General features: G+C 43.4%; 9 protein-coding genes. 4 read left to right on the plus strand and 5 right to left on the minus strand.

The genetic code is table 11. The features are described from left to right. Nucleotides 1–5 precede the first annotated feature (5 nt). Nucleotides 6–1,196 (plus strand): universal stress protein, encoded by a 1,191-nt coding sequence (locus tag V7K31_RS25930; RefSeq protein WP_335098084.1) that lies wholly within the window; start codon nt 6–8, stop codon nt 1,194–1,196. Here the strand turns inward: V7K31_RS25930 and V7K31_RS25935 are convergent. The 3 genes from V7K31_RS25935 to argC form a co-directional block, all read right to left on the minus strand. After that, the gene (locus V7K31_RS25935; protein WP_335098087.1) at nt 1,168–2,667 is read right to left on the minus strand and encodes a carotenoid oxygenase family protein; all 1,500 of its coding nucleotides are present in this window, start codon (nt 2,665–2,667) and stop codon (nt 1,168–1,170) included. The genes V7K31_RS25930 and V7K31_RS25935 overlap by 29 nt on opposite strands. 290 nt (nt 2,668–2,957) lie before the next feature. Beyond that, entirely contained in the window at nt 2,958–4,373 is a 1,416-nt protein-coding gene (locus V7K31_RS25940; protein ID WP_335098089.1) for a folate/biopterin family MFS transporter, read from the minus strand. Nucleotides 4,374–4,457: 84 nt separating this feature from the next. Next, nucleotides 4,458–5,429 (minus strand): N-acetyl-gamma-glutamyl-phosphate reductase, encoded by a 972-nt coding sequence (gene argC, locus V7K31_RS25945; protein ID WP_335098091.1) that lies wholly within the window; start codon nt 5,427–5,429, stop codon nt 4,458–4,460. Between the two features lie 870 nt (nt 5,430–6,299). Here argC and V7K31_RS25950 point away from each other — a divergent pair. Continuing rightward, nucleotides 6,300–7,463 (plus strand): choice-of-anchor tandem repeat GloVer-containing protein, encoded by a 1,164-nt coding sequence (locus V7K31_RS25950; RefSeq protein WP_335098094.1) that lies wholly within the window; start codon nt 6,300–6,302, stop codon nt 7,461–7,463. Between the two features lie 363 nt (nt 7,464–7,826). Here V7K31_RS25950 and glpK read toward each other — a convergent pair whose 3' ends face one another. Then, a complete protein-coding gene (gene glpK, locus V7K31_RS25955; protein WP_335098096.1) occupies nt 7,827–9,341 on the minus strand; it encodes a glycerol kinase GlpK in 1,515 nt (504 codons plus the stop codon). A gap of 822 nt (nt 9,342–10,163) precedes the next feature. Here glpK and V7K31_RS25960 point away from each other — a divergent pair. Next, nucleotides 10,164–11,501, plus strand: coding sequence for a serpin family protein (locus tag V7K31_RS25960; RefSeq protein WP_335098098.1), 1,338 nt, complete (start codon nt 10,164–10,166; stop codon nt 11,499–11,501). A gap of 77 nt (nt 11,502–11,578) precedes the next feature. Here V7K31_RS25960 and V7K31_RS25965 read toward each other — a convergent pair whose 3' ends face one another. Further along, the gene (locus V7K31_RS25965; RefSeq protein ID WP_335098101.1) at nt 11,579–12,745 is read right to left on the minus strand and encodes an AI-2E family transporter; all 1,167 of its coding nucleotides are present in this window, start codon (nt 12,743–12,745) and stop codon (nt 11,579–11,581) included. A gap of 211 nt (nt 12,746–12,956) precedes the next feature. On the opposite strand from V7K31_RS25965, the gene V7K31_RS25970 reads away from it, so the two are divergent. Next, complete coding sequence (locus V7K31_RS25970) at nt 12,957–13,319, plus strand: hypothetical protein (protein ID WP_335098104.1); 363 nt, start codon at nt 12,957–12,959, stop codon at nt 13,317–13,319. Nucleotides 13,320–13,377 lie beyond the last annotated feature (58 nt).

Here is a 13,377-nt window from a genome sequence, read left to right on the forward strand (position 1 = left end):
ATGAAATGTCAGATAATAGTAATACTAGTTCGACTGGCACTGCACCTTTAAATTGTGCAAATTACTCGCTTTATCCGGCACGACGGCGGGGCAAGCATAAAATTTTTATTGGCATGGCTCCTGGAGTAGGCAAAACCTACCGGATGCTGGAAGAGGCACATTCACTCAAACATGAAGGGATTCATGTCGTCGTTGGGCTTTTGGAAACCCACGGGCGCAAGGAAACAGCTGAGAAGGCACAGGGACTGGAGATTTTACCCCGCAAGGAATATCTTCGGGATGAGTTGATGCTAACCGATATGGATACAGATGCTATTTTAAAGCGATCGCCGCAATTAGTCTTAATCGATGAACTTGCCCATACCAACGTCCCTGGTTCCCCACGCGAAAAACGCTACGAGGATGTAGAAGTAGTTTTGGCAGCAGGTATTGATGTCTACTCCACAATGAATGTACAACATTTGGAAAGTCTCAATGACCTAGTAGCACGGATTACTGGGGTTGTAGTCCGTGAGCGAGTTCCTGACAGGATTGTGGATGAAGCAGATGAAGTAGTGTTAATAGATGTCACACCGGAAACTCTGCAAGAACGGTTATTAGAAGGCAAGATTTACGCACCCCAGAAAATCCAACAATCCCTCGATAACTTTTTCCAACGTCGTAACCTGATTGCTTTGCGGGAGTTGGCTTTGCGGGAAGTCGCAGACAACGTGGAAGGAAATGCCATCGCTTCCATTCCCAACGGGCAATCCTGTAATATTCACGAGCGGGTTTTGGTTTGCATATCCACCTATCCCAACTCAGTGCAACTCTTACGTCGAGGCGCGAGGCTGGCTAACTATATGAATGCTCCACTTTATAGTTTGTTCGTTGCCAATCCAGAGCGCTTCCTCACCAAGGAGGAAAGCTTACACATCTACACCTGTGAGAAACTCTGTAAAGAATTTGAAGGTACTTTTCTTCATATTACCAACAGTAATGTAGCCAATGCGATCGCTGAAGTCGCTGAGAAATATCGGATCACTCAAATTGTAATTGGAGAGAGTCAGCGATCGCGCTGGCAAATGTTCCTCAAAGGATCTTTGACGCAAAAATTGGTACGCTTGCTCAAAAATATCGATTTGCATATCATTTCCAGCGAAAAAATGGTTTCACCCAAACAGGGGATCAAATTTCTCCAAAAATCTCACAAGTAAAGCTTCCATGCAGACCATAGGGGATATGATGCTTAAGATGTAGCCGAGCGATCGCTCCTTTAGAGAAATCACTAGCATCCAAAATTACCAAATCTGAGCGGTGATCGGTAGCATCATAAACCAAACCTAATACCCAACCATCATCTTCCTTTTCAGAACCTGGGCGCGGGACAAAAATCGGTTCCCCTACAAAACCACGGGGTGCAGCACTCCAAAGTTGTCTTTCTCCAGACTCTAAATCAATTTTCAGCAATGCTTGTAAGGGAGCATTACCAGTCTCTCCATGAGCCGCAGCTATATATAAATATCGATAAGAGCGTCCCACATTCGCCGGATGTATGCTGGGAAATTCACAACAACGGCCATCAATCAATTCTCGCCGGACTGTCCCATCCTTTAGATTCAGATAAAATCGCCAAAGTTGCCCAGGTGAAAGCGCCTCAAAATCAACTTGTCGAAAATCGCTTTTAGGTTGGACTTTTGATAAATCTTGGTAGCAAATGGAGTCAATCAAAACTTCCTCTCCTAACTCAAAAGCATTAACGTGGTGGAAGACGAAACCCGATTCAGTTTCCAGAATTTTTATCTCTTCTTGCCCTTCTTTGGGGAAGCGGGGAATAATTATAATTTGAGTTGGCTGATTTGGCTTAAATTTGATACATTCTCCCGCCGCACGTATTCCCAAGGCGAAAGGTATGGGATTAAAGGTGACAGGATTTTGAAAGAAGATGCAGTAATTGCGAGTAATCACAAAATCGTGAATGAAAGAGAAACCTGGAACCTTATAAGCGTGCTGTCTGACAATTTCACCCGCTTGGTTTAGCTCAAAAATAGTAATTTTTGTAGATAATCCCGGCTTAATCGAGAAGTTTACCAGGCAAGGTGCGCCCCCATCTTGGTAACAACTATTTTCAAGGCGGGGATGTGCAGCGAAAGCTTCACCTGCTGACAAAACACCATTAAAATATTCATTCCCCAACGTTTCAAGAGTGTAGGGATCGAGGCGATATGCTTCAGAAGCTTCCCACAGGGCTAGCAATTTACCACCCCAATAAATAACATTTGTGTTGGCGATATTTTTGAGTTTTAAGTCAAAGATATTAGCTAACCAACCGCCGGGTTTTTGAGTACCAAAAGTACCGCGATAGAGAATTTTTCCCGCCTTTTGCTCTGCCAAATAGCCTGTTGTGTGGACAAAGCGGTTGCGAAAATGGGCACGGCCATTAGTAAAGGTGATTTTGCTAATCATCCCATCCCCATCAAATGGGTGATGAAGAAGTTGCCCATTCACATCCAGCAAACCGGGGCCATTTCTAAACAGCGTACCTTGTAACTCTCCGGGAATTTGTCCTTCTATATCATCAATCCAATAATCAAACTCTTGGGTGAGAGATTTATATCCTCCTTGCCAGTCTGCACGAGTGTAGGATTTTTCTGTAATTGGGCTTTCTTGACTTTTAAAAATCTGCACTTTGTTTTTTCTTGTTACTTTGGACGAAAATATGTAGCCGCTAAAAACAATTTCTTTGCGACTTTGCTCTGCTAGAATAGTAGGTTGGGTTGAGCGACAGCTAAACCCAACAAAGCTTTGATAATGTTGGGTTTCGTTCCTCAAACGCCAGTTGCTACAACGGGGGAACCCCCGCAACGCACTGGCTCCCCAACCTACGCCAGTTTTAGTTTTTAGCCTTAACCCAAGCGTATTGCGCTAAAAACAATTTCTTTGCAACTTTGCTCCGCTAGTGCGTGAGATTTATTAGACTATTCCACTATTTTCGACTCTGGTTCTCTCAGTACCAACTCAGACATCAAATCAGGCAAAAACGGTTGTTCCCCAGCTTTTGATATTTCAGTTTGTTCCTCGGCAGCAGGTAGCCAGTTGATAAATGGTAGGGGTAACAGCGTACTGAGGTTAGTAATTAGCACCAATAGCCAAAGTGAGTCAAAGTTCGTTGCGGTTATCCCCAGCCAATAGGTGATTAATGCCCCGAATGCATGGGAAACTGTTCCTGCTGAATTAAATATTGACATTAACAAGGCAAATAAGGTTGCTTCCACACCAGAGGGACAAAGCCTTGCTGCTAGAACCATCACTTGCATAAAGGCAATTTTCCCCATCACAGAGAGAATAAGACTATCACCCAAACTAAACCAGTGGTCATCTATACCTAAGAGCCTGTTTGTGTGAGTCACTAACAATAGCATCGTCATCCCCAAAACTGACGAAAGGACGGTACTCCAAGCAAAAATCACGCGAAAAGGGATGCTTTTGAGGAAACGTTGAAAAATCCAAACACCTGCTAAAGAAGCGAAACTTGTTACTAAGTGTACTCGCCCCAAAAATTCTGGTTGAAAGTGGAGTTCGTTGGTAGAGAAGTAGAAAAAGGCTGAGTCCGCATTTGGGGTAGCTTGCCAGATGAAGATAAACGCCGTTGGTAGCCAAATTGATTTTTGGCTAATGGCTTGGCGTAGCTGCCCCAGTTGATGTTTGATTGGTAAAGAGTTGGTGTGATTACTATCTTTAGCATCTTTGCTAACAGGGGACTCAGCAATTAACCAAGCTACGCCTGAAACGATCAGAGGGAATAAGGCGGTAATTGCAAAGACAGTACGGGTAGTAAAATATTGGAGTAGCAGACCGCTAAAGTATGCTGTTATTAAACCTCCGATCGCAGAAGCACCCCAACATAGAGATTGTAATGAACCGGCTTTCGCTTGAGATTCGCCTCTAGCTCGTTCCACAACCAGCGAGTCAACTATCACGTCACTCATGGCCACAGAGAGAGAACTAAGAGCGATCGCTAAGGTCGCTGCCCAGCTAGTATGAACTATTGTGGCCAGACTCACCCAAGAAATAGATCCCAGTATCCCTGATAAAATCAAGTAAGGACGCCGACGATAGCCAAATATCGGCAAGCCATCAGAGATAAAGCCAAACACCGGCTTGATCATCCAAGGTAGAAAGACAATTCCCAATAGCGCCGACACCTGGACTGGACTTAGCAGCAGTTCATCTTTGAGGAAAAAGCTAACGGCTAGACGCGATAACCCTAAAATTCCTTGGACAAAGTAAACGGTGAGAATTGCAATTAATTCTGCATTGGGTTCATTGCCCAAGAAGATTTTTTGTGTTAATGAGTCTTTGACCTTGGACAAGCCAGATGATTGAAGCACCATTCGATAAAGCTTTTTGAACTTTTATTTACTTTTCTATCATATCGATTCTGAGAATGTGGGTTTTCTGTAAGCTTTTTCCTTTTATTACAATCCCAACTCTTCTGGAAAATCCAGCATGATGTTTAGGTTTTGGATTGCGGCTCCTGATGCGCCTTTGCCCAAGTTGTCCAGACGAGCAACTAGCAACACTTCTTTGGTAGTGTCATTGGCGAATACAAAAACCTGAACAATATTGGTGCCGTTGATTGCGATTGCATCCAGAAATATTCCGTCTCGCAGCAGAGTAGAATCTTGGTATGGAGCAACCTGCACGAATTTTTCACTTTGGTAGTAGTTAGCGATCGCTTGATAAATCACCTCACCTGATGGGGGATTATCCAAAATCCCTAGCGGCAAAGGGACCTGCACCAGCATCCCCTGCTCAAAATCTCCCACTGCTGGTACGAACAGAGGCGGTGATGCTAACCCCGAAAAGTAATGCATTTCCTTAACGTGTTTATGCCCAAACTGCAACCCATAGACGCCATAAGGGTATAGCGACTCTGCCCCAGCTTGCTGCTCGTGGAACGTATGGTACTGTTTGATCAGATTCTTTCCGCCACCAGAGTAACCTGACACTGCATTAACGGTGATGGGAAAGTTGCTTTTCAGAAGTCCCTTGGCAATCAACGGACGGATACAGGCTAAAAATCCTGTAGGATAACAGCCTGGATTGCTGACAAACTGGGCGCTGGCGATTTTCTCTCGCTGTCCTGGATTTAGTTCAGGAAAGCCATATACCCAGCCTTTAGCTGTGCGATGGGCACTACTAGCATCAAGGATCTTCACCGTACTACTACTGACTAAGCTAACAGCTTCGCGGGCTGCGTCATCAGGCAGGCAGAGAATCACAACATCGACAGCATTGATTAGTTTGGTTCGCTCAGTTGCATCCCGACGTTTAGATGCCTCAATGCTAACTAACTCGATGTCATCGCGTTGGTTGAGGCGTGAGTAAATTTGTAAGCCTGTGGTTCCCGATTCCCCATCAATGAAAATCTTCGGTTTAGTAGTCATGCGCTTCTTATATATGAGTGATATTTTGACTGATTAATACTTACTTGACCTCTAATAAATGAATTATAAAAGTCAATAGACATCTCCAAAAAGAGAGTTAGTCTAGCTTTTGCCCTGAGCGTTTGATAATCGAGGCTATTTTTTCATCAATATCTTTATGCAGCAAGGGTTTCACCAATGACGTACCTTTGCCCTAGTATTCTGGCTTAGTACAACATTTCATTAATTCGTAGCCAATTCTCTGCGTGCCTCTGCGCTTTCCTCTGCGTTCCTTTGCGTTTAAATTTCAACCCTCAATTCGCCAGGATTTTACGCAAAGCTGTACTTAGTTTTTTTCAAAAATCGAATCACATTACCATCGCAGAGGTAAAAATTTAATTAAATTTTTTTGTGTTGCTCACGACATCTAAAAAATAATGAGTATGTTATCTTACTGAACGAGGTCATAAATGATCTAACTTTCAGCAATTAACCTAAGTGTGAATACAGGCATTGCGGTGTAGGCAGCCAGAGGATTTCTGGATTCTTCCTGAGCAAGACTATACCAAAATTCCTGGTGAGTTCTCACTAAAAACTAGCTTACAGCTATTTTCAGGTAAATAGACCACACAGTAAGGGTACAGCAATGCTGTGCCCCTACGACAGATGTGGTTCAAAGGCGAGTGCGTTTTTGTCAGGAGAAGGGCAGGGGGAGCATCTTAGTTTTGCAAATATACCAAGATTCTTGCTCCCTCTCCAAAGCATCGGAGAGGGTTGGGGTGAGGTTTTACAAGGCTTTTTACACTCATTGAGATGCTCCCCAAGGATAGGCTCTTCGATTTATTTCGGGTTCGTGACTGAGCAAATTTTTGTAGGAGTTAAGTGAACAAGATGAATCTGTGCAAACAACGTCAAAACAAGAATAGAGTATTAATTTTAACTTCCCTGGCTGTGTTGGCGTCTCCATTAGTATTGCCCTTGCAACAAGCATTTGCAGGAACATTAACGACCGTTGTAAATTTCAACGGTACTAATGGAGCGACCCCAAAAGCAGGCGTGTTTGCAGGGAGCGATGGCAATCTTTATGGAACCACTTCCGCAGGTGGTTCGCAAAGTAAAGGAACAGCATTCAAATTAACTGGTTCTACTTTGAGTACTCTGACCACACTAGTTAACTTCACTGGAGCCAATGGAACTAACCCAGTTGCGAGATTATTCCAGGCAAGTGATGGCAATCTATATGGTGCAACCTTTACAGGCGGTACAAATAACCTCGGTACGTTGTTTCAGTTGAAAAAAACAACTTTTACAACCCTGACAAATCTTTGGAATTTCAATGGCACTAATGGAGCCAATCCAACAGGTAGATTGATTTCAGGTAGCGATCGCAACTTGTGGGGGATAACTTCTGCCGGTGGGGTCAACAGTAAAGGAACTGTATTTAAGATTCCTCTGACTGGTGGTGTCCCTACTGTCGTAGTTAACTTCAACGGTACTAATGGCGCAACTCCATTGGCAAGGTTGCAATTAGCTAGTGACGGAAACTACTATGGTACCGCCTCAGCAGGTGGAGCAACTAATAAAGGTGTGGCATTCAAGTTAACTCCCGCAGGACTAATAACTTCATATAGCTTTAGTGGTGCTAATGGGCAAAGTCCCCAGGCTGGATTAATTGAATCTAGTGGATTTATCTATGGCACGACTTCTGTTGGTGGAGCCAGTAATAAAGGAGCTATATTCAAGGTTCCGCTCGGTGGCGGTACACCGGTTTTAGTTGCCAGTTTCAATGGCAGCAATGGAGCTAACCCCACAGCTGCACTCACAAAAGGAAAGGACGGTAACTACTATGGTACAACCTCTACAGGTGGTGCAAATAATAAAGGAGGCATCTATCGATTGGCTGGAGGAACCATCACTTTGTTATTTAGTTTTAATGGCACGAATGGGGCAACTCCGCAGTCCACGTTAATTCAACTTGCTAATGGTGCATTTTACGGTACCGCCTCTACTGGTGGCGCTTCTGGACAAGGTACAGTGTTTAAATTTATACCATAGTCTCAAGGACGAGCTATGTGCAAAATAAATAGTAGAACGTAGATTTTTCCACTTTCAGATAGTCACCGAATTTTAAATTTTGGATTTTGGTGAAGCAGCGCGTTCTTGGGGGTTTCCCCCATGAGTGACTGCACCAAGCCGTAGGGATTGAAGATTCAAAATCCAAAATTTAAACAGGTCTGAGAAAAAGCAAATTTAAACGCGAGAATAATTCTATTATCCAAACATCGTAAATTAAATGACAGAGAGCTAATGACTTGATTGTTCTTTTCAATCTAAAATCTAAAATCTAAAATCCAAAATTGATTAACGCTTACTGACTATTTGAAAGTGGAAACCCTTCAGCTCGTTTTTGGCGAAGGGCTACTCCTCCCAAGCGAGAGTGCGTTTCACTGCCTTTTGCCAAGTCGCAAAGTTGGACAAGGGGAAATTGTTCTTCGGCTCAAACACACGTTCAATTTCTCGTTGCTGCACCAGTGCTTCATAGCTCTGCCAAAATCCTCCAGCCAAACCTGCTGCAAATGCTGCACCCTGAACGGTCGTATCGCGCATTATCGGACGTTCAACTGAAATACCTAGCACATCAGCCTGGAACTGCATCAAAAAATTATTCTCGCAAGCCCCACCATCTACCGTTAATCGCCCAACTGGAGTAGCGTTAGATGCATTAATTGCTTGCACCACCTCCAGAACTTGATAAGCGATCGCTTCCAAGACGGCGCGAACTAGATGCTCTGGTTGTACACTGGCGGTAATGCCGAAAAAGGCTCCCCTAGCGCTCATATCCCAGTAGGGAGCGCCCAATCCACTAAATGCAGGCACAAAATAGACTCCGCCATTATCTTTTACCTGATTGGCCATGGCTTCAGTTTCAGCAGCAGTTTTAATCAGCTTCAGGCGATCGCGCAACCATTGAATACAAGCACCACTGGTAAACATACTGCCTTCAAGAGCATAGGCTACATCTAAAGTCCCCCTTGAATTCGCTTGAGTCCATGCCACTGTCGAAATTAGTTGATGTGGGGAGCGCACAATTTGATTACCTGTGTGAGCTACCAAAAAGCTACCAGTACCGTAAGTACATTTCATCAAACCGGGGCGATCGCAGCCATGACCGAATAGAGCAGCTTGTTGATCTCCCAAGATGGCAGTAATGGGAATTTCAGCGCCCAACAAAGTAGCATCAGTGACTCCAAATACTCCTAAACTCGGCTGAATCTGGGGCAAAATCTGAGCCGGAATTTGAAACAGATCCAGTAAAATCTCATCCCACTCACAGGTATTGAGATTCATCAACATTGTCCGGCTGGCGTTGCTGTGGTCAGTAGCATGGACTTTCCCACCTGTGAGGTTCCACAGCACCCAGGTATCAATTGTTCCTGCCAAGACATTGTTCAGGTCAATATCAGTAAAATTATCTAATAGCCACCTGAGCTTGGTAGCAGAAAAGTAGGCATCGATAATTAATCCGGTGCGATCGTAAATATATTGAGCGTAGCCTTGCTGTTGTAACTGGTGACAAAGGGGAGCAGTGCGGCGATCTTGCCAGACGATCGCTCTATGGAGTGGTTTACCAGTCGTTTTGTCCCAAATCAAGCAGGTTTCACGCTGCACGGTTAGTCCCAAGGCGGCGATCGCTGATGGAGAAATTTGGGCATTCTTAATGGCGGTTTGCATCACCCAACAGGTATCTTGCCAGATTTGTTGAGGGTCATGCTCTAACCATCCAGGCTGAGGATAATACTGAGTTAGTTCTTTGTATGCCTGTCCAACAATCTTGCCGTGTGCGTTAAACACAAACGCGCGGTTGCCTGTCGTACCTAAGTCTAGCGCTAAGATGTAGCCCGATGAGCGAGTTTTGTTGTCAAGTGTGTGCATAGCCGATTTGAGATGCTGCGATTGCGATTTTAGCAATACATGTCAAATCAGATATACATTATTTTGTGTACATTTTGAATTGAGCGATCGCCTAGCGCCTATGCAGAACAAGAGAGGCGTTTAGAAACTGCACGCTAGTTTGTTGAAAAACGCTATATCTATAAAAACCCAACAGGCGTGGTTATTTTGCAATTGCGTAGCTTACAGAAATACCCGGTAAGCGTAGAGCTTCAGTCCCTTTAGGGCTGAGATATCAGCGACTCGCGTAACTTTAGTCACCTAACTCCTTGATTGGTCGCGGTATATCTGATATGATGAGGAGTGTAAAAAATTTAGTATAACTAAGCAACGTAAAAACCTGACTAAATTGGTTGGGTGCGTAGTCATACCTAACGGTATTGCAGTTTAGGAAAGCTAAATTTTGTGAAAAATGAAATGCAAAAATCGAGTACGGTAGGGCATCCCGGAATTAACGCTTTAGAAGAATCGACCTCTATTTTTGTTGGAGTAATCCTGCTTAAACAAGTCGGCTCATTGATTAAAGAATCTCAGCGTCTTTAGACGCTGAGAGTGTCAAAATACGTTTATTAGGAAAACTCCTAGAAATCAAAACTTTTCATAACTCGTCTGCGTAGCCGCCTCAATTAGGAATTAGCAACTCTCACAAGTTGTTTTTACTTCCTCTGAGCTACCAACTTGCTGTTACAGTTTCTGTAACAGTCCTATTTTTCTATTGGAGCAAGTGCAATAGTTAATCATTGACACAGTATCTGCCTCAACCATGAGCACAGATCGGGAATCTTTGGCAAGTGAGGTAGCAGAATGAATAAGCAGAAATTTAGTGATGCGAAAGAAAATTTCATGCAAAGACGCTATGGTGTGAGTCTGGGCAGACGTTATGCTCTGGCAGCTGCAAGTGTTGTTCTATTGAGTGTATTAGGGTGTTCTCAAATCGATAGTAATAAAAGCGCCCTGGCTCAATCTAGTTTACCTCAGCCAGAAACTCCATTGCAAAAAAAAACACTCAAGACTGATGCAAAAATCGTTGAGTCTAGCAATAAGTTTGGCTTCAAACTGTTTTCAGAAGTTCTGAAAAATGATCAGGCTGGGAAGAATGTTTTTATCTCGCCTTCGAGTGTGGCGATCGCTCTAGCTATGACCTACAATGGCGCGAGCGGCACGACTCAACTAGCGATCGCAAAAACCCTGGAATTACAGGGGCTAAATCTGCAAGAAATCAACTCTTCTTACAAGGCGGCATTAAAGCAGCTTTTAGATAATTCCGATCCAAATGTACAACTGAAGATTGCTAACTCACTTTGGGCAAATAAAAATGTTAGCTTTCGACCAGACTTCCTCCAGAGAACGCAGGATTTCTATCAAGCTAAGGTCAGCAATTTAAATTTTCAAGATGCCGCAGCGCCTAGTATTATCAACAACTGGGTAAAAGAGAATACTAATGGCAAAATCGAGCAGATAATTGCAAAAATTGAACCAAGCGACGTGTTGTTTCTGATCAATGCCATATATTTCAAAGGAAAATGGAGTAAAGAGTTTGACAAAAGTCAAACTGCTCAATACCCTTTTTACAGCACACCTGGTAAGCCAAAACAACACCCGATGATGTCACAGGACGGTGACTATAGATACTATGAAAGCCAACAATTTCAGGCAGTTAGTTTACCTTACGGCAAAGATGGTAAATTCAGTTTTTATATATTTCTGCCCAAACAGAACTCTAACCTCAAAGCCTTCTATCAAAACTTAAATGTTGAGAACTGGGAAAAATGGATGACTCAGTTCAGTAAGCAAGAAGGGTTTATTCGTTTACCCCGCTTCAAAACAGATTACGAGGTTACACTCAATAATGCCTTGAAAACTTTAGGGATGGCAGAAGCTTTCAGCGACAAAGCCAATTTTTCCGGCATGACTAAAAGTCTTAATCTTAATATTAGCGAAGTTAAGCATAAAACTTTTGTTGAAGTAAACGAAGAAGGCACCGAAGCGGCTGCGGTTACTTCAGTGGGAATAGTAGCAACAGCTTTGAGAGAAGAACCAGAACCATTCCGAATGATTGTTGATCGTCCCTTCTTCTGTGCCATTAGAGATAATCAGACGGGAAGGGTTTTGTTTATGGGTTCAATCCTCGATCCGCAGTAAAAAATACCAAATTCTTTTATGTTGAATTTGGTAGACGATCGAAAGGTGTCTTCCCGTAGAGTGTTTTGAATTGAATTCTAGGGTAATGTCGCTTCAGAAATGCTCAGAGTGTTTTTAGCGTCAGTTTTTGGGGACTCGTTTGCAGCAACGGGTGCAGTTATCTCCCCAGTGGCGCTGTCGTTTGTCTGGCTACCAGGACGCAGGGCGCTTAAAGCAGTCTTAATCACAACAGCTGTGGGTACTGCCACAATTACACCCAACAGTCCGCCAATTCTTGCCCCTGTCAAGACTGATATTAAAATCCAAACTGGATTTAAACCAGTAAAGCTGCCTAAAATTCGGGGGGCAATTAAGTTTTCGAGAATTTGCTGTACAATTACTGCTGCTATCAACACTCTCACACCCATTGAGAAATCTTGCAACGCTACCAATAGTGTAGTCAGGGCGATGCCTACAGAACCACCAAACGGGACGAGAGCCATCAGTCCAATAGTTAGACCGAATAGCAGCCCAAATGGTACTTTCAGCCACAAAAAGATCGGAATGAGGGCTGAGGCCATACAGGTAGACAAAATCAGTTGGGTGATGAAGAAATTTTGGAAGCTGAGACGGACTGTTTTGGAGAAAGGATCTCGAAATTTAGCAGGTAGCCATTCCACTAAACTTTGCCAGAGTTCAGCCCCATGCTGTAAAAGATAGAAAGTCAAAACTATCGTCAACAGAATATCTAGCAGACTAGTGACTGTGATCACAGCCAGATTTAAAACTTGTCCAGCGATCGCTTGCAATTGTCCCTTGACGCGATCGTTGATTTGCACTACCAGAGCATCAAGGTTGATTGGTAAGCTAAAAGTCTCAGCTTTTTCGTTTAAGATCATTAACTGAGAGCGTCCAGAGTCGATCAACTCTGGCAAACGAGCCACCAGTTGTTGAGCTTGGGTAAGTGCCAGAGGAAAAAGTGTAACACCCAACGCCAATAAAATCGATAAAGCCAAGAGAAATACTAAGATAGCAACTTGCTCTCGCCTAGCACCATGATGCTCCATCCAGCTCACGGGGTAATTGAGCAGAAATGCTAGCACTGAGGCTGCGACTAAAATGACTATGAGAGAATGGAAATAATCAAAAAATACCGAAAGTGCCCAACCATTGAGAACTAGCATCGGAGCGAATAGCGCGATCGCCCCGATTCGCGCTATTGGTGTGAATGTTTGCCACCAGTCGAGTAGCTTGCGTGTCTGCATTTTGAAATGATTGCGGGATAGAACTAAATTAAATCTTTCCTTACAGCTTATTATCTCTAACTATATGAATCTCATTCATCCTTCTAGTTTAGGAGTTAGACTAACCCTAATGGATAATTTTGAATCGAAAGATGAATGGGGAGTTAGGAGTTAGGAGTTATAAGAATTCTTCCCCAATGCCCAATTCCCAATCCCCAATGCCCAATCCCCAATGCCCAATCCCCAATTCCCAATCCCCAAAACACAGTTGCTTTTATATTTGATTCCGATCATCGGCTTTTTTCCGTCCTTGTGGACTCTCTATCGGGGCCAGGGTAGTCGGGAACAACTTGCTATTAGTCGTCTGTCTATCACTTTGGCGCTTACTTGGCTGTTGGCATATCTATTATTAGCTACCGGAGCAGCAACTTCAGATTTTTTGATGCTGCGTCTATTTATCCTCAATAGCTTTTTCACATCAGGTTACTTTTTAGTGAGTATCTGGTTGATTTTGCGACTGATGCAGGGCAAATCTGGGCGCTTACCAGGGTTTAGTACTTTAGCAGAACGAGTGCTAGGCAAATATTTATCTTAATTTTTTCGGGTGAGAATTTGCCAGTATTTTTACTTATTTTCTCAAAATTACAGTTGAT

This window comes from Nostoc sp. (assembly GCF_036917675.1).
Classification (GTDB): domain Bacteria; phylum Cyanobacteriota; class Cyanobacteriia; order Cyanobacteriales; family Nostocaceae; genus Nostoc.

Bases quoted from the DNA above. Each gene is read 5' to 3' on its own strand.
- V7K31_RS25930 (WP_335098084.1), top strand. From the start codon at position 6: ATGTCAGATAATAGTAATACTAGTTCGACTGGCACTGCACCTTTAAAT.
- V7K31_RS25940 (WP_335098089.1), bottom strand. From the start codon at position 4,373: ATGGTGCTTCAATCATCTGGCTTGTCCAAGGTCAAAGACTCATTAACA.
- argC (WP_335098091.1), bottom strand. From the start codon at position 5,429: ATGACTACTAAACCGAAGATTTTCATTGATGGGGAATCGGGAACCACA.
- V7K31_RS25950 (WP_335098094.1), top strand. From the start codon at position 6,300: ATGAATCTGTGCAAACAACGTCAAAACAAGAATAGAGTATTAATTTTA.
- glpK (WP_335098096.1), bottom strand. From the start codon at position 9,341: ATGCACACACTTGACAACAAAACTCGCTCATCGGGCTACATCTTAGCG.
- V7K31_RS25960 (WP_335098098.1), top strand. From the start codon at position 10,164: ATGAATAAGCAGAAATTTAGTGATGCGAAAGAAAATTTCATGCAAAGA.
- V7K31_RS25965 (WP_335098101.1), bottom strand. From the start codon at position 12,745: ATGCAGACACGCAAGCTACTCGACTGGTGGCAAACATTCACACCAATA.
- V7K31_RS25970 (WP_335098104.1), top strand. From the start codon at position 12,957: ATGCCCAATCCCCAATTCCCAATCCCCAAAACACAGTTGCTTTTATAT.